This window comes from Paenibacillus jamilae (assembly GCF_050482105.1).
Lineage (GTDB): Bacteria > Bacillota > Bacilli > Paenibacillales > Paenibacillaceae > Paenibacillus > Paenibacillus jamilae_B.
Genome location: NZ_JBCNHI010000011.1, coordinates 526,950 through 544,786, shown reverse-complemented (window position 1 = coordinate 544,786; position 17,837 = coordinate 526,950). Strand labels below are relative to the sequence as shown.

Sequence of the window (17,837 nt, the reverse complement as noted above, 5' to 3'; positions counted from 1 at the left end):
CGTAAAAGCAAGCCCTGCCTGTATTTTTCTTCGAACACGCAAAAGGACAGCGCCCAAGCGCTGTCCTTTTCCCGTTTCACTCGTCGTTCCATCATGCTAAAAATCAATCAAACCGAGACTGATTTGTAGCGAATCGCTCACTTTGCGCATGGTTTCTTCATCCAAATGGGTGATTTTGTCGGTAAGCCTTTGCTTGTCGATCGTCCGGATTTGCTCCAGAAGAACAACAGAATCACGATCAAAGCCATGCGTCGCCGCGTCGATTTCCACGTGTGTAGGCAGCTTTGCCTTCTGAATCTGTGCAGTGATGGCTGCTACAATCACGGTAGGGCTAAACCGGTTGCCGATATCATTTTGAATGATCAGCACAGGTCTGACGCCACCTTGCTCGGAACCGACTACGGGTGAAAGGTCTGCAAAAAAAACGTCGCCGCGCTTTACGATCAATATGGATTACACCCCGCTAACTGTACGGCCCAAGGTGCTGTTTGCATCTTCCTCCGCGTGAAAGGCTTCGGATGCCATGGTCAAGTTAATTTTAGCCATTTCCATGTATCCACGCTGCATAGCTTCACGAATGTAACGTTTTTTACGTTCACTTACATAAAGCTTCATTGCCTGCCTAATAAATTCACTGCGGTTGGAATTTTCCATAGCTACGATCCCGTCCACTTCCTGCAAGAGATGATCTGGCAAACTGATCATTATTCTTTTGGTGTTCTGCAAATTGGCCAACTTCTCTTCCACCCCCAAAACCTTGTCGCCATTGTACCATTATAACGTTATTCCCGGTAATTTATTCAAAAGAATACAAGAGAATGTATATGATATTCGTATATCATCTATGCTGCATTCCATTATAAACTACGCAGTTCGTTTTCGTACAGGCGTTTGATCCCCGAAATACAAGTGTCAGCGGAGCCTAATGCGTCTTTTGACAGATATAGCGCTCTTTTCTTTCTTTTGTACATATTTCGGGACGTTATACGAAAACTCCTGCTTTTATCCGGTAATTTGCGTTATGAAATTAATTCCAGTGGGTTGGAAGAAGCGAGTTCACCCGAACGACAGGAACATGACCTCGCGTGTACACACGCGGTACTCTATCTGCGATCATGCAGATCACCTCGTAGTGGATCGTACCAAGCTTGGATGCCAGCTCATCCGCCGCAATGATTTCGCCGGACTGCTGACCGATGAGAACAACCTCTTCGCCGGTTTGGATTTCTTCCGCATCCTCTGCGAAAGATTGTAAGGATACCATACACTGGTCCATGCAGATCGTACCGAGTACAGGGACGCGACGACCGCGTATCAACACTTCGACCTTCCCACTTAGCATGCGAGAGTAACCATCCGCATAGCCGATTGGCAGTGTGCCGATCCGTTCTTCAGTGGAGGTCACATACCGGGTGCCATAACTAACTCCCCAGCCGGGAGGAAGCGTCTTGGTATAAACCACCGCTGTCTTTAGTGACAACACAGGCAGCAGTTCAATGACTTCCTGGTTAACCTCATCAGATGGATACAAACCGTATATACTGATGCCAATCCGCACCATATTGGGGGAAAGGGAAGGGGTATCAATGGTGGCCGCGCTGTTGCCCGTATGTATAATGGGAAAAGTAATACCTTGTTCCCTTAGCGCATCCGCCACGCCCTGAAACCGATCATATTGGAGCAGTGTATAGCTTTTATTTTCTTCATCCGCGCGGGCAAAATGGGTGTACATGCCTTCCAGCAGCACCTGCTCTAATTCGTGTGCCTGCTGGACAAAAGCCATAGCCGCTTCTCCAGGCAACAAACCGAGTCTTCCCATGCCGCTGTCTATTTTGATGTGCACCTTCAGCTTGCGTTCGCTTCCTTGGCGGTCCAGTCTACGGATGCCCTCCAGCACTTCCTCACTAAACACAGTCAATGAAATATCATGCTCCCAAGCCGTTTGGACAGATTCAGGCGAGGTATAGCCGAGTACAAGGATCGGCAGCCCAACCCCTGCATGACGAAGCTCCAAAGCCTCGTCCAGAAAAGCGACGCTCAAATAATCCGCACCAAGGCGTTCCATTTCCTTTGAAATTTCTACGGCACCGTGCCCGTAGGCATTAGCCTTGACGCAGACCAGCATCAGCTTATCCGCAGGCAATGCCTTGCGAAAAGCTTCATAGTTGGCGCCAAGGTGATCCAGGTTGATTTCGGCCCGGGTCGATCTGTATTGTGCTTGCAAAATCCAGTCACCTTCTTCAATTGTTAGCCTCTAACATAACCTTTTACCATTCAGATGTAGCAAATCCTTGCTTCCAAAGGTTAATGGTAATGTTCAGAAACGTGGCTGTCAATGGCAGGAGGCGTTTGCCAGCATCCTCTACAAGAACACAAAGGTATATCAGCGGTGCACATCCTAGATTGCGAATGAAGCAAAAAGACGGATACGGGCGGCAGCAGAGCATTTTACACTCTAGACCGTCTGCATCCGTCTATAAAATTTTATTTACCCGATTGATCCTGTATAGAAGCGGCAATTTGTATCATTTCGCTCACAGGCAGGTCAGCACTGGTAATTCTGAACTCTATCCCGTCATTCATCCAGGTCATTGTTTGTTGTTCGCTTCCTGTCAGAACGGCAAAGCTTCCCCCAATATCAACCAGCTCGCCTGCGGTCAATGCGACCGCCCGATCCTTGGGACGCGCCTCCACAATGGTATAGTTATACGTTCCGCTATATCGCAGCATCACTGCATGTGTGCCGTTATCCTCCAGCTCCGGCGTATCCTTAAGCTGTACTCCGGCAGGTGTGTAGGACGGTTCAATCAAGCCAAACTCACCCATTACTGCTTCTGCGGCATCCGTTTCCGCTGACGTTCCGGTTGCAGCATCCGCCGTGCTTGATGTCGGTTGCTGATCCCCTGCGTTAGCTGCTGCTTCCGGCTTGGATGTATCGCCTGTGGCAGTTCCGTCTCCCTTTGCCTTACCAGACGATTGCTGGGCACCGTCTTCTGCGGTTGCCTGCTCCTGTCCAGCTTCACTCGATGGCACACCGGTCGTTCCTTCTATCGTACCGGAAGAATCCAACGGTCCGCTGGAATCGACTGCTCCTGAAGATGGAGATCCCTCGCTACCTACATTCGTTTTTCCTGAAGCCATGTTCCGCTCCATATCAAAAGAATCCTTGTCAAACTTCGTATCAAATGCGAATTGATCGAATTTCAGATCGACGACCACCTTGGCATTCGCATCAGATACCTGTACCTGAGTAGGGGCATAGTTGTTTTTGGACAACCAAATCTTTTGCCTTACCAGCGCATGGCTGTTGTAGTTCGCCGCCACATCAAACACATAGGATTTATCGTCAGTAGCCAACTGACGGGAGGCGTCACCGATAATGCTGCGAACCAGCGTTTCATATAAATATACCTGACCCTGATTGTTTGGCCAGTCGCTTTTGAAACGGAAACTCTTGTTCAGGCTGGGTGTCAGCACAAAAACACCCTCATCATTACGAAGCACAATTTGTGTAACGTCCTTTTTCTCGTTTGTCATGGCAATTCGGTAATAGGATGGCTTGCGATAGGAAATATCCACCTTGTATTCCTGCGGCGTGTCGCCGGTATGCAGCGTCATCACAGCTGTACCGTGGTAGCTGTTCAGGTCGCTCACCACGTCACTCAAATCTTTAACCACATCGTCTGCGCTCTTCTTGCCGCACCCGGCCAGCAGCAACGTTACACACATGACCATGGCAAGCATCCATGAAATCCGGCGCATGTCATCAACCCCTTCAGCACATGTTTTAAATGAATTAGTACATGTCTATGAAGGACTTGTTCGATTTATGCAGACTGGCATGACAAGCTTGAGCGCATCCTAGTACAAGGCTATAAAATCTTTTGGAGATTGATAATGAATTGGTACAGGAAATAAAGAGAAAAACCAATTAAAACCACACCAGCACAGATCGTAACCCACTTGATGGCGGTTCGGTTCATGGCTTTTCGTGTTGTCGCTACGAGGGTCATTAAGCCTAAATCATGAATAAGAATACCAAACAAAATACCTAAGCCAACAATCAGGAATTGCCTTGTATTGGACCGATCAAATGAACTTGCCAGCACAGTCCCAAAAACACTCACCCAAAACACTAAATTCCCTGGTGAAATAGCGACAAGCAGCCCATTTTTATAGGAAGAAAATAATGATTTCGTCTTTTTTTCTCCTTCTAGCGCAATATCATGATCTGCATTTTTAATGCTGTCGTATCCCACATAGCACAAAAATACAGCTCCGATGAGCCACATGATCACCTGTACAACCGGTAAGGACAAAACAGAGGCCAGACCAAAATATAAACCAATGATTAATAACAAATCGACGGTCATTCCCCCAAGACCCACGATCCATCCATGCATGAATCCATTCTTTAGCCCCTGCTTCGTCATTTCAACCGTAATGGTACCTACAGGTAACGCTATAGAGAAACCTAGTAAAACATATGTAATGAACAATGCCATTTCAAAACCCCTTTCAAATGTATAAAAACGATATTCTATACCATAAAAAATGACAAATCAATAAAATGTTGAAGCACGTATGAGCTAAAAACACATGAGACTCATTTTGTACAAAATCGAATTCATTGACCAAGTTTGTCCATTGAGTATTGAGGGCTCAGCGCTTATCATTGCTTTGTGATAATAATTCTCATTGGCAATATTATGAATCATTCTATTATATGGAGGTTGCTATGATCAACAAAAATTTTACTCGACAATACACTGCTCTGATCTGCCTATTCTCTCTTATGGGGGCATTGCTGCTAGGGTGCGGCGCATCTGGCAACAATCAGGGTACAGACAGCAGCACAACAGCAGCAACAAAAACATCAGAAGCAGCCACAACTCGTGCCTACACAGACTATAAGGGACATAAAGTGTACATTCCCACTACTCCTGGGCGCATTGCTTACTTCGGAGAAAACTATGGGGATCTATTGGTTTTAGGTGTACAAGCTGTGGGTACATCGACTTCTATGCTCGAGGGAAAGGTATATGAGAAAAAAGTTAAGAATGTGTCAGACCTAGGGTTTCCCATTGATCTAGAAAAAACTTTGGCTCTACAACCAGACCTAATCATTACCGCTGATACTGACGAAAAGCAATACGCAGCGTTAACAAAAATCGCACCTACAATTATGTTCGATACCTTTGCTCCCTTAAACGAGCGTTTGGTACATCTCGGAGACATTTTGAACAAGAAAAAGACTGCTGAGGACTGGCTTGCCCAATATAAAATCAAGGAAGCAGAGATGTGGAGCAAACTTCAGGCAAAAGGTGTAAAACCGGGTGAAACAGCCTCGGTCTTTACCTACTATCCTGGTGACCGTTTGTTCGTCATGGCACGGACAGGCTTGTCGCAAATACTGTATGAAAAGAATGGTCTCAAGCCTACTCCTCTTATTCAGAAAGCGCTGGATGAGGACAAAGGATTCGTGCAAATATCGCAGGAGGTGATTGGAGAATACGCTGGAGATCGGATTTTCATACTGAACATTCCAAGTTCAGAAGCCCGGCAATCTACCGAGCAGTTAATGAAGAGCAAGCTGTGGCTTCAGCTCCCTGCCGTCAAACAGGGACATGTCTACATGCAGGACATTGGCAAAACTGAAAGTGATGCCTCTACCCGAGAATGGCTGCTGGAGGAATTGCCCAAGCTCATAAAATAAGTTTGAGAAGCTTATCGACATTTGTTGATAGGCTTCTTTTTTGTTGAGTTTAAAGGAGGTATACTTATGCATATATGATAACCATTCTCAATAAAAGGAGCATTACATCGTGAACCAGTCTCTGTCGTCTGTACATTCACCATCTTCCAGCTCAATGCTTTTTCATTTTAAGGGAATTGTGCTGGTTAGTGAGCTTAGCGATGGACTACGATCTTGTCCACCTTCAGATCACTGTCTGCTTATGTTCATCGGCGGAGCAGGTATGGTGAATATTGGACCAGAACAATATGTATTCCACCCAGGTCATGGATATTGGTTAACTCCTGGGGAATCCTATCACATCGCTCCCTTGGCTGGAATTGTGCCTGAATACTACAAAATCGAGTTCAAGGTCATTGCAATGCCGTTGGAGCCACAATCAGACGTGAGCTTAATTGAAGACAAACCGAGCATGCCAACCATATATCTTGGCCCCGTCCTGCCAAAACCACGTGAATTCATCGCTTCCTCTTCTTCCAAGATTATTCAGCTGGCCGAAGAGTTGTTTTATAGCGCCCAAATAAGGATGCAGCCGCATAACCCAACCTCTGCATTGCGACAGCAAATCATGTTTCAAGAGCTGCTCTTGCTGTGGCAAGAAGCCCACGTCCATAGTAAGCGTGACGATGACACTAATCCGACATTGCCAGTATCGGTGGAAAGCACTCTTACATATATGGAAAATCACTATAAAAAACCCATTACCGTCAAGCAGCTTGCCGAACAGGCAAACGTTTCTATATGGCAATACTCCCAGCTGTTTCGCAAAATAACGGGTAAAAAACCGTTGCATTACCTCACTGAGCTGCGCTTGAACCATGCCAAGCGGCTACTGCTGGAATGCAAACGGCCTTTACGTGAAATTGCCCGTCAGGTGGGTTTCTCTGACGAATATTATTTTAATCGGCGTTTTAGGCAAATGACCGGGGTTCCCCCCGGTCAATATGCGCTTTCCGCTCCCGGTTCTGTGTGCGTTAAGGATTGGACAGGTCACCACATTCATATCCCACGCCAAGCGAACCGTATCGTCTATCATGGAGAAACGATGGGCGATCTGCTCGCGTTAGGAGCCAAAGCCATCGGCGGAAGCCTGCAGCTCAGTGAATACAGCGTCTATAAACATCGTCTTGGGAACGTAACTGACGTGGGACTTCCGCTGGATACTCGCTTGACCAGCGCTCTCGATCCTGACCTAATCATCATCACCAACTCAGATGAACAGGAATATGAGCGCATTGCAAGCATCGCGCCCACCGTCACCTTCAACTCCTTTGCCGCCCTGGAGGAACGGCTGCGTACACTTGGTGCCTGGCTTGGTAAGGAACGAGAGGCCGAACGCTGGTTATCTGCCTTCGCCGCTCGTAATCTAGCGATGTGGGAACAGCTCAGTAGCCATATCACAGCCGGAGAAACTGCCTCTGTCTTTATCTTCGATCATGGGAATCGGCTTTTTGTCATGGGGATGTCCGGATTCTCATCGGCTCTCTATCACCCGCAAGGCTTCCAGCCTGTCGAGCCAATCCAAAAGGTGCTCGACAAGGGACTAGGCTTCGCGGAAATTGATCCGAGCGAATTGCCTGATTACGCTGGCGACCGCATTTTTATGCTCGTCCCTACAGCACCAGATTCCAAGCATACACTGGAATCCATGCTCAACAGCCCTCTCTGGCACAGCCTCCCTGCTGTACGTCAAGGCCGGGTCTATTTCGTAGAAGCAGACCGCTGGAACTGGAGCGATGCCATGACTCGGCAAAAGCTGCTTACTGCACTACCCAAACTGCTCGTTCATTGATGCTGAGATGCTGCTATTTTTTCTAAAAATACTACATGAGTCCTTGAATAGTCCCATCTGCTTCCAGCGACATATGCTCAGCTGCTGGAGATTTGGGCAGTCCTGGCATCGTCATGGTATTACCTGTTTCCACGACTACAAAGCCTGCGCCTGCGGACAATGATACGCTGGACACGTGAATAGTGAACCCCTCCGGTGCTCCCAGCAAGGAAGGTTGGTCTGAGAAAGAATACGGCGTTTTGGCCATGCATACAGGCAATTGTCCAAAACCAAGCTGCTCCATACCAGCCAACGCCCGTTTGGCCGCAGGCGTGTAAGCCACATCTACCGCACCGTAAAGCTCCTTGGCAATGACATTAATTTTCGCTTGCAAATCAAGCGTATGATCATATAGCGGAGCAAAACGGGCTTTGTCCTCCTGAAGTAAGTTCAGCAGGCTCTGGGCCAGCTTTTCTCCCCCTTGGCTTCCCTGCGCCCATACTTGTGAAAGCTCTGCGGGTACATCCAGCTTGCGGCATTCCGAGAAAATCAAATCCAACTCCGCTTCGCTGTCTGTTACAAAATGGTTAATCGCCACCAATACAGGCACGCCAAATTTTTGCAAATTCCGTACATGTCGGCTCATATTGACTAATCCGAGTTGCAAATGCTCTAGGTTTTCCGCATCCAGCTCCTGTTTAGCTACACCGCCGTTATATTTCAGCGCTTTGGCGGTTACGACCAGCACAGCTGCATCCGGCTGCAAGCCGGACTGACGACACTTGATGTCAAAAAACTTTTCCGCTCCCAGCTCAGCCCCGAACCCTGCCTCTGTAACAACGACCTCTCCCAGCTTCAATGCCAGCTTCGTACCGATCAGACTGCTGCATCCATGAGCAATATTGGCAAAAGGCCCACCATGCACAATAACCGGGGTTCCCTCCAACGTTTGCACCAGATTAGGCTTTAATGCTTCCCGAAGCAGCACTGCCATACCTTCCACCGCATGCAGTTCCTCTGCTGTTACCGCCTCACCAGCTTCGTTATATCCAATCACCATTCGACCCAACCGTACTTTAAGATCGTTCATATTTTCACTTAAGCATAGCACCGCCATGACTTCCGAGGCCGAGGTAATCAGAAAGCCGCTTTCTCTCACCGCTCCATTTCCCGTTCCCAATCCGGTCACAATACTTCGCAAGCTCCGGTCATTCATATCGACAGCCCGTTTCCATACAATTCGGTCTGGCTTCAGCCGTAAAGCATTTCCATGGAACAAATGGTTATCAATCATTGCTGCCAGCAAGTTATGTGCTGCCGAAATCGCATGTATATCCCCTGTAAAATGCAGGTTAATGTCTTCGGCCGGAACAATCTGGGCCTGTCCTCCCCCGGTTGCTCCCCCTTTCATCCCAAAGCAAGGTCCAAGGGACGGCTCACGCAGCGCAGCTACGGTTTTATGCCCCATCGCGTTGAGTGCCTGGGACAGCCCGATGGTTGTCAGTGTTTTTCCTTCTCCAGCCGGAGTGGGATTCATCGCTGTAACCAGCACCAACTTGCCATCCGGGCGATCCTTCAGTGCCTCCCACAGAGACGGATTCAGCTTCGCTTTATATTTTCCATACGTCTCCAGATGCTCTTCTTCAATTCCTGCTTCTTTGGCAACATCAATTATCCTCTTCATCCTTCGTTATGTACCCCCCGTTTTATAAGTCTGACCCATGGTGTCGAACCCTTTATCATTTTATTCTACCAAAGTGTACGGTTTATTGCGCTATGATTCATTTCATCGCAAGCATGACTATCCTGTGAGTTATAAAAAAAGCATCCCCTGCCGCATGACTTTGGAGGATACTCTTTTGGCATGTCCTATTCAGCATAAATCCTTAAGAAAATCAGGACAGCTTGGAACAACTAATCATCCATATGTAAGCACTTATATATGAAGTCAAATATTCGAAACTCTCAACTACTCTCCACTTTATAATGCTTTTCCAGCAGTTCTTTAAAAACGTCAATCGGGTACTTGTATTGATCCGTTTTGAACACAATTCGGTTATTCCACTGGTTCTTTTCCAACTCGCATCCATGCTCCATGTCCAGTTCCTTCATAATAAATATAATCTCATCTAAGGTTACCGTTACACAATGTCTATTCGTCGTAGTCGCCAGCATCTGCTCACCTTCCTGTGTGTATGCCTTAACGATCTGTTCATCAAACCCTTCGCTGATCATTAATTCCTTCAAGGCTTGTACAAAAAGAGAGGGCAGGTTTTTGTACTGCGATTTTTTAATCCCAAACAGCGTGACGCTTAAGCGGGAAATATCATGCATAAACACAATATTTTTTCTCCGGTTCAGTAAAAATAAGCTGGCATGCCAACTATTCAGAGGCGGATAAATATCAACTTGAAGTGGTTCAGTCTCCCATTCCTTAAGTAGTTTTTGTGATCCCCGTATAACAAACATCATTGCTCTCCTTTATTGACGGTCCTGTACCGTAATGCGTAATTCATGATTCGACATACCAGCTCTCTGCATAAGACATGTCTTATAAATCATAACACCGGATTTCTAAAAGAGCCTGTAAACTCTTTCAGAATAATATAGGATAGCAGAATATGAATATTAAATATATTACATCTTGTGTTAGGAGTGATCATGACTGCTCCAATGATTTTATTCATTCTCTTAAACAAAAAAAACGATGAACGACTTCTTTTGGAAGACGTTCATCTTTATGTTCATATAGAGATTTCCTCAAAATAGGTGGGGTCATGGATTATAATTTTTTTACCTGAAACTGTAATAATATGATCCTTCTTTAACTGGTTTAACACACCGCTAACCGTTTCCCGAGACGTTCCGGATATTTTAGAAATTTCGATTGTTGTCAGTGGACATGAAATCACAATCTCTTCCCCATTTTGTTCCCCTAGATCCTGCCTTAAATAATTTAGTGACTGTATTACCCGATCTTGCGCATTGGGGATTGTAATATGTTGTATACGATGTTCATGGAGTTTTAAGATTAAAGAAAACTGCTGAACAACAAATATTAATTGTTTTTGATTGGCTTTTAGCATATCTTCAAAAATCGCTGTAGGAATATAATATACAACTACATCTGTCAGTGCTTCTGCCGAGTAATTGTATCTTTTATCTGTAAACATGCCGCCATAAGGAAAAATTGAATATCGTTTTACATAGTCCTCATATAGCAAGTTCCCACTTTGATTTACCCGCTCTACCTTTACAAAACCGTCTAACATAAGGTAAATTCGTTCCCTTGAATCCCCTTCCAGAAATAAAAATTGGCCCTTCTTATAAGTCCGCGAATAGACAAACTCTGTTAAGCTTTGTAGCTTTCTTTCTGATAATTCAGCAAATAAATCAAACTGCTTTAAATTTTCCATCACATTCCGTTTATTCATAAATCCACCTCTGCTATCTTTAAGCTATAAAGAATCAACGAAACAAGCAGGCCGAATTCGGGAGCAAAAGCCCTCCCAAACTCGACCAATGGGTTTAAAAATCCGTATTTTTAAATGTTATTTATACATCACAGATTCCTCTTATTTAGAAATAAGCGTACCTGCTTTTCCTTCTAATGCTTCATATACCTTCTCTAAAGAAGTAATAATGGCTATTCGCGCTGAATTTGTATTAATAAAATGAACAGCAGCTTCAATTTTTGGAAGCATGCTTCCCTCAGCAAAATGTTGTTCCTTTATATATTGTTCTAATTCATCAACAGTTACAGACTCTAATCTTTTTTGATTAGGCTTGTTAAAATTCACATACACATAATCAACTGCAGTTAGAATGACAAGTGTATCGGCATCTACTAATTCGGCTAATTTCTGAGCAGCGAAGTCTTTATCAATAACTGCTTCAGTTCCTGTTAATCCTTCTTTAGACTGAATTACCGGTATTCCGCCACCTCCAACAGCAATGACGATATTCCCATCCTTCACTAAAGAATCAATCACTTTATATTCAAAAATGCTTACGGGTGCTGGTGACGGTACCACTCGTCTCCATCCTCTTCCTGCATCTTCTTTGAATACTGCTTTTGTTTCCTTCATTAATCTTTTTGCTTCGTCCTCTGTATAAAAAGGCCCTATTGGTTTTGTGGGATTGTTAAATGCTTCATCGTTTTCATCGACAACCATTCTTGTTATGATTGTTACCACATCTTTATTTATGCTCTGTTTTCTCAATACCTTTGCAATCGCATTTTCCATCCAATAGCCAATCATTCCTTGACTCATCGCACCACAAGTATCCAACGGCATGGCAGGAGTTTTCTCCGATTCCGCCGCTTTTTGCTGTAATAAAATATTTCCTACTTGCGGACCATTCCCATGGACAATGATGACATCTACATCACTTTGTATTATTTTCACAAGTTGTTCTGCTGTTTGTTCTAATGCTTCTTGTTGTGCCTTTGCCGTAGCATCACCGGATTGTATAGCATTTCCACCTAGAGCCACTACAATTTTTCTACGCGCCATATTTCAACCTCCATTTATATTTATTTCCAAATATATCAAATCGTTATATTTCCCATAACTAATTCATAGATGGTGAAAACTGCTAAAGCAGTAATAGCAAGAGATAAGATCAGTTCCACCCGGGTTAATATTCGCTTGGGATGATTTTGCTTTTGCAGCTTATAATAGATGAGGATGCCTGGTGCATATAAGGTCATGGCTAACAACAAGTAATCAAATCCAGCGGCATAAACTAACCACATTCCATAGATGCTCGCAACGATACCAATGACTATATTGATGGTTCGGTCTCTTTCTTTTGATTGCAAGCTATACTTCAATTGATAAAACGCTGAAAACACATAAGGAATTAAAATAGCGGAGGATGCCAGAGAAAACGCAAAATGATATGCTTGATCTGAAATAATGAAGGTTAATAAAAAAAGTTGAATTAAACCATTCGTAATCCATAATGAATTTACAGGGGCATTATTTTTATTCTCTTTCGCAAACCATTTTGGAAAAAGCCCATCTTTAGAAGATAAATATGGAATCTCAGATGCGAGTAAAGTCCAGCCTAGCCAAGCGCCTGAGGCGGAAATAACCAAACCTAGGTTAATGAATGTTGCACCCCATTTTCCAACAACACTTTCAAACAAATAGGCCATGGCTGGATTTTTTAAATTAGCGATATCTGCTTGCTGCATAAGCCCGAGAGATAATACTGTAATCAATACGTAAATAATAAGTGTCCCTATCAAGCCAATGACTGTCGCTTTCCCGACATCACTTTTATTTTTTGCACGGCCAGATAGGACAACGGCCCCTTCAACACCAGTAAATACCCAGAGAGTTACAAGCATGGTGCTTTTAACTTGGCTGCCTACCGCCCCCCAATCCAATGTACTGCCTTGTCCCCAAAATCCGTCTACGAATATATTGATTTGAAAGGTAAATATCCCCACAATGATAAATACAAACACTGGAACTAATTTCGCGATTGTAGTTACTAAGTTTACAAGCGCCGCCGATTGTACGCCTCGTAAAATCAGCAGGTGAACACACCAGAGCATGATGCTCGCGCCAATAATCGACGCTATATTTTGTCCCCCATCAAAAATTGAAAAAAAATAGCCTAATGAACTAAACAATAAAGTTGCGTAAGCTACATTACCGAGCCATGCGGCTACCCAATATCCCCACGCACTATTAAAGCCCATAAAATTACCGAATCCAGCTTTTGCGTAACTAAAAATACCGCCTTCCAAATCCGGTCTTTTTCGAGTTAAATTCTGAAAAGATAATCCAAGTGCAATCATTCCGATTCCTGTGATTATCCACCCGATAATAATAGCTCCGGGGCCGGCTCCTTTGGCCATATCACCGGCCAGGTTAAATGCTCCACCACCGATCATCGAACCGACAACAAGGGCTGTTAAAGTAAATAGTCCTAATTTTTTTTCTTCACCCACTACTCTCGCCTCTCTCTTTTGGATAGTGATAGGGAAGAGAGATTAAGAAGGCATAGTAAACTCCCTCTTTACTCCATATTTCCTAAAGTAGCTGCTAAAACCGCTTTAATGGTATGCAATCTATTTTCAGCTTGATCGAATACTTTTGAATGCTTGCTGCGGAATACCTCATCAGTTACTTCCATTTCTCTCAATCCATGTTTTTCATAAATTTCTTGTCCATACATGGTTTCGATATCATGGAATGAAGGTAAACAATGTAAAAAAACAACATCACTATTCCCTGTTTTTTTAATCATTTGCTTATTTACCTGGTAAGGTGAAAGCAGCTCAATACGTTCTGCAAATTTATCTTCTTCCCCCATAGATACCCATACATCTGTGTAGATTACATCTGCACCTGCAACAGCCTCATCAATACTGCTGGTTACCATGACCCGGTCACTAAACTTTTGCGCCAAATAAATGACTTCCTGTGCTGGCCATAATGATTTTGGTGCACAAATCCGAACCTCCATTCCAACGATTGAACCACCAACTAATAAGCTATTCGCAATATTGTTTCGGCCATCGCCAACATAAACGAGCTTTACATTTCGCAAATGCCCTATATGTTCTTGGATGGTTAATAAATCCGCGAGCGTTTGGGTTGGATGCCACATATCCGTTAGACCATTCCACACTGGTACACCCGAATTCTCAGCTAAAGATCTCACTGTTTTATGAGCAAAGCCGCGGAACTCAATTCCGTCAAACATGCGGCCCAACACTTTCGCCGTATCTTCTACAGATTCTTTTTTACCGAGCTGAATATCTCCTTTACCTAAATATTCGGGATGTGCGCCTAAATCTGTACAAGCTACTGTAAATGCGCACCGCGTACGAGTAGAAGTTTTTTCAAATAAAAGAGCTATGTTTTTTCCTTCCAAATAACGATGGGGAATGCCGTTTTTCTTTTTCTCTTTTAAATCTGCTGCTAAATCGAGAAAATATAACAATTCCTCTTCTGTAAAGTCTATCTCCGCAAGAAAACTTTTCCCTTGTAAGCTTGAAATCGTTTCTCCCATATTTATCCCTGCTTTCTCTATGATTTAAATATCTTTTCGAACGATGGGCATACTCATGCAACGTGGTCCCCCGCGGCCACGGGATAATTCCGAGCTCAATATTTCGATTACCTCAATACCGTGTTCACGCAATAAAGCATTGGATACATAGTTACGGTCATACGTAACAACTACTCCGGGCGCAATGGCTAATGTATTGGACCCGTCATTCCATTGTTCACGAGCAGAGGCTATTACATCTCCTCCTCCGCAAGGAATAAGAACCAAATCCTTTAAGCCCAAAACCTCTTTTAGAGATTCCATTAAAGAGGTATGATGGGTAATTTTAAGTGTCTCCTCATCTGGACCTTTCTCTAAAACATAAATATTCATATTTCCTTGCGGTCCTTGGATCGCTGGATGAATTGTAAATTTATCATAATCAACCATCGTAAATACGGTATCTAAATGCATAAATGCCCGACACTTTGGAATTTCAATGGCTATTACTCTCTTGAATTTTTTTTGACGGCTAAATAGATTTAGGGCTAAACGTTCAATGGCTTTCGCTGAGGTACGGGCTGATACACCAATAGCAATGGTTTCTTCATTTAAAATGAGCTCATCTCCGCCTTCGATTGGAAACTCATAATTACGGTCCAGCCAAATCGGCACATGATGACTAGTAAATATCGGATGGTGTTTAATGACATACTCTATAAACAATGATTCACGTCTTCGGGCCGTTTCTCTCATTTTATTAATCGTTAATCCATCCCCAATCACTGCTGCAGGATCGCGGGTAAAATATAAATTTGGCAATGGAACTAAATGAAATGGAGAATGATCTTGCATAAATTCATGGAGTTGCACTTTCTTACTCGTTTCAATTTCATTCTTTCGTACACCACTCATTATTTTTTGAATTAAATCTTCATTTGAGAAGGAAAGTAAATACTCTTTTAAAATTCGATGTGAAAAATTTCCCTCCGCCCTTCCTTCTTCTAACATTTGGTCAACAAATTCTTCTCTCAGTTTTTCATCCACTAATGCCTCAGCCGCAAGTTGCTCCAAATAAAGAACTTCAATTCCTCGATTGCGCAAGGTTTGGGCAAAATAATCATGTTCTTTTTGAATCACCGGCAAATAGGGGATATCGTCAAATAATAATGGCTGTAAATAATCCGGTGTTAAATTTTCCAATTCTTGTCCCGGTCGTTTCAATAAAACCGTTTGTAATTCCCCAATCTCCGAAGCAACATGCAATAGATGCTCCATTTGTCGTACCTCCTTTTTTGATTTTTGATGTTTACAAGTGCATCATACATGGTCCATGCTTCCCGTCTCGTGCAAATGCCAACACTTTTACTGTGAAATATTTCACGATTTTACTTTTAGATTCATAAAAACCTGTATTTTTATAAACTCGCTGATTTGCGAAATCTATTCCATATTATGATTGAATTAAGTCTTTCTTCTGAACGCGATGGTGCAGTTGATAGTGAAGTAGCTCCCTGGCAATCCCGGGGATTTTAATTATTTTGGGATATTTTTATGGAAATCCGCTCCACTGCTCTATATAATTCAGGTACAGTTCGTCACACGGGCTTAATCTAAAAATTAGGGGTGTTCCACACCTATGTCACAGCATATTTTACTTATTGAAGACGATCTATCTATTGCTGAAATGCTGCTCAAAGCACTCACCAAGGAGGGCTACAATTTAACCACCGCCTATGACGGAGAAGAAGGACTTAATGCCTTTGCACGGCATAACTACGACCTCGTACTCGTGGATCTGATGATGCCAAAAATCGATGGTATGGAGGTAATTCGGCAAATTCGTACCCGCAGCGCCGTGCCAATTTTGATTATGTCGGCTAAAGACAGCGATGTGGATAAAGCGCTTGGACTGGGCTTCGGGGCAGACGATTATGTTGCCAAGCCTTTTTCGATGCTTGAGATGACGGCTCGTATTCAGTCCGCGATCCGCAGATCGACTACATATGCCCGTCTGCAACAGCAGAAGGAACAGCCACAAGCACAAGTGCTGACCTATGGAAATCTGCGCATAGATTTCGATCATTTTACAGTCATACGCGATGAAAATGAAATTCAGCTAACAGCCAAAGAATCCGATATTTTGAAGCTGTTTGCATCCAATCCGAACCGGGTATTTACGAAAGCTCAATTATACGGATTTATTTGGAAAGACGATTATATGGGTGACGAGAATGTGATTAACGTCCATATTCGTCGCCTGCGTGAGAAAATTGAAGAAGATCCCTCTCACCCTGTCCACATTAAGACGCTGTGGGGCATCGGCTACAAATGGGAGAATGGCTGATATGAACATCGAAAACATTTTCGAATGGATTGTCGTCCTCATGATGTCCGTCGTTATCATATGGCTTTGGCGGGAACGTGTAGCCTACAAGCGCAAACTAAAGGATATCCGAACTGCATTAGAGCGGATCGTGACCGTGAATCATGCCGAAAAGCTGCTATATGTCACAGGTGACGTGGAACTGCAACGACTCATGACGGAAATTAACCGACTACTAGACTTAAATCTGAGAGTATCAGCCGATTACAACCGAGGCCAAATCGCTATGCGCAAAATGATTTCGAATATTTCCCACGACCTCAAGACCCCGCTGACGGTTGTGCTTGGATATGCCGAGATGCTGGATGGCGATCCAGATATTTTGCCAGAAGAACGTATAAAACTGCTATCCAAAATTCATCAAAAGACAAGCGAAGCGATTGAGCTGATCGGAAGCTTTTTTAGTTTGGCGAAGCTGGAAGCCAACGACACGGACATTCCACTGACCCGACTGGAGATAGGAGAACTGTGCAGACGCAGCATTTTGGAGTATTATGATTTGCTGACAGCTCAGGGGTTTACGGTACATATTGACATCCCGGAGCATCCCATTCATGTCTTGGGGAACGAAGGAGCCATTGGGCGGGTGCTGAGCAATCTGATTTCGAATGCCATTCGCTACGGGGCAGAGGGCCAAACGCTAGGTCTGACGCTGTCAGAACAGCAGGACACGGTGCGTATAGAGGTGTGGGATCGTGGAAAAGGCATACAGGAACCCGAGCAGGATAAAGTTTTTGAACGCATGTACACACTTGAGGATTCGCGCAATAAGGCGGTACAGGGCAGTGGGCTGGGCCTTACGATTGCCAAGCGCCTGGTTGAATGCATGAACGGAGAGTTGCAACTAACCAGCAAACCTTATGAGCAGACCGTCTTCTCTTTTACATTGAAGAAGATCAACTATTAAGCAA

The 17,837-nt window shown here is 44.0% G+C and carries 16 protein-coding genes; 4 read left to right on the top strand and 12 right to left on the bottom strand.

The features are described from left to right. Positions 1–96: 96 nt before the first annotated feature. The 5 genes from ABEW32_RS09715 to ABEW32_RS09695 form a co-directional block, all read right to left on the bottom strand. Positions 97–447 carry a type II toxin-antitoxin system PemK/MazF family toxin gene (locus ABEW32_RS09715; RefSeq protein WP_007429335.1) on the bottom strand — a complete coding sequence of 117 codons (351 nt, stop codon included), beginning with the start codon at positions 445–447 and terminating at the stop codon, positions 97–99. Positions 448–453: 6 nt separating this feature from the next. Next, complete coding sequence (locus tag ABEW32_RS09710) at positions 454–735, bottom strand: CopG family ribbon-helix-helix protein (RefSeq protein ID WP_063207982.1); 282 nt, start codon at positions 733–735, stop codon at positions 454–456. A 292-nt stretch (positions 736–1,027) separates the two neighbouring features. Continuing rightward, the gene (gene alr / locus ABEW32_RS09705) at positions 1,028–2,224 is read right to left on the bottom strand and encodes an alanine racemase (RefSeq protein ID WP_430186936.1); all 1,197 of its coding nucleotides are present in this window, start codon (positions 2,222–2,224) and stop codon (positions 1,028–1,030) included. 260 nt (positions 2,225–2,484) lie between these two features. Further along, positions 2,485–3,762: an outer membrane lipoprotein-sorting protein gene (locus ABEW32_RS09700; RefSeq protein WP_430186933.1), complete on the bottom strand. Its 1,278-nt coding sequence runs from the start codon at positions 3,760–3,762 to the stop codon at positions 2,485–2,487. Positions 3,763–3,872: 110 nt separating this feature from the next. After that, on the bottom strand, positions 3,873–4,505 hold the full coding sequence (locus ABEW32_RS09695; RefSeq protein ID WP_430186930.1) for a LysE family translocator: 633 nt from the start codon (positions 4,503–4,505) through the stop codon (positions 3,873–3,875). A gap of 233 nt (positions 4,506–4,738) precedes the next feature. On the opposite strand from ABEW32_RS09695, the gene ABEW32_RS09690 reads away from it, so the two are divergent. Beyond that, positions 4,739–5,716 carry an ABC transporter substrate-binding protein gene (locus ABEW32_RS09690; protein ID WP_430186928.1) on the top strand — a complete coding sequence of 326 codons (978 nt, stop codon included), beginning with the start codon at positions 4,739–4,741 and terminating at the stop codon, positions 5,714–5,716. Between the two features lie 109 nt (positions 5,717–5,825). After that, positions 5,826–7,547 carry an ABC transporter substrate-binding protein gene (locus ABEW32_RS09685; RefSeq protein WP_430186925.1) on the top strand — a complete coding sequence of 574 codons (1,722 nt, stop codon included), beginning with the start codon at positions 5,826–5,828 and terminating at the stop codon, positions 7,545–7,547. A gap of 31 nt (positions 7,548–7,578) precedes the next feature. Here the strand turns inward: ABEW32_RS09685 and ABEW32_RS09680 are convergent, their stop codons facing one another. The 7 genes from ABEW32_RS09680 to arcA all read right to left on the bottom strand — a co-directional run bounded on the left by ABEW32_RS09680 (position 7,579) and on the right by arcA (position 15,818). After that, positions 7,579–9,210, bottom strand: a complete 1,632-nt coding sequence (locus ABEW32_RS09680; protein ID WP_430186922.1) for a formate--tetrahydrofolate ligase — start codon at positions 9,208–9,210, stop codon at positions 7,579–7,581. A gap of 281 nt (positions 9,211–9,491) precedes the next feature. Beyond that, the gene (locus ABEW32_RS09675; protein WP_430187051.1) at positions 9,492–9,995 is read right to left on the bottom strand and encodes a DUF6933 domain-containing protein; all 504 of its coding nucleotides are present in this window, start codon (positions 9,993–9,995) and stop codon (positions 9,492–9,494) included. A 275-nt stretch (positions 9,996–10,270) separates the two neighbouring features. Beyond that, entirely contained in the window at positions 10,271–10,960 is a 690-nt protein-coding gene (locus ABEW32_RS09670; RefSeq protein ID WP_430186919.1) for a Crp/Fnr family transcriptional regulator, read from the bottom strand. A gap of 141 nt (positions 10,961–11,101) precedes the next feature. Further along, entirely contained in the window at positions 11,102–12,043 is a 942-nt protein-coding gene (gene arcC, locus ABEW32_RS09665; RefSeq protein WP_430186916.1) for a carbamate kinase, read from the bottom strand. 35 nt (positions 12,044–12,078) lie between these two features. Continuing rightward, a complete protein-coding gene (arcD, locus tag ABEW32_RS09660) occupies positions 12,079–13,494 on the bottom strand; it encodes an arginine-ornithine antiporter (RefSeq protein ID WP_430186913.1) in 1,416 nt (471 codons plus the stop codon). Between the two features lie 68 nt (positions 13,495–13,562). Beyond that, complete coding sequence (gene argF, locus ABEW32_RS09655) at positions 13,563–14,561, bottom strand: ornithine carbamoyltransferase (protein WP_430186910.1); 999 nt, start codon at positions 14,559–14,561, stop codon at positions 13,563–13,565. 24 nt (positions 14,562–14,585) lie between these two features. Beyond that, the gene (gene arcA / locus ABEW32_RS09650; protein WP_430186907.1) at positions 14,586–15,818 is read right to left on the bottom strand and encodes an arginine deiminase; all 1,233 of its coding nucleotides are present in this window, start codon (positions 15,816–15,818) and stop codon (positions 14,586–14,588) included. A gap of 361 nt (positions 15,819–16,179) precedes the next feature. Here arcA and ABEW32_RS09645 point away from each other — a divergent pair, with 361 nt between their 5' ends. Together ABEW32_RS09645 and ABEW32_RS09640 are read left to right on the top strand one after the other, a co-directional pair. Continuing rightward, entirely contained in the window at positions 16,180–16,887 is a 708-nt protein-coding gene (locus tag ABEW32_RS09645; RefSeq protein ID WP_430186904.1) for a response regulator transcription factor, read from the top strand. Between the two features lies 1 nt (position 16,888). Next, positions 16,889–17,833 (top strand): sensor histidine kinase, encoded by a 945-nt coding sequence (locus tag ABEW32_RS09640; protein ID WP_430186901.1) that lies wholly within the window; start codon positions 16,889–16,891, stop codon positions 17,831–17,833. The last annotated feature ends 4 nt before the right edge of the window (positions 17,834–17,837 follow it).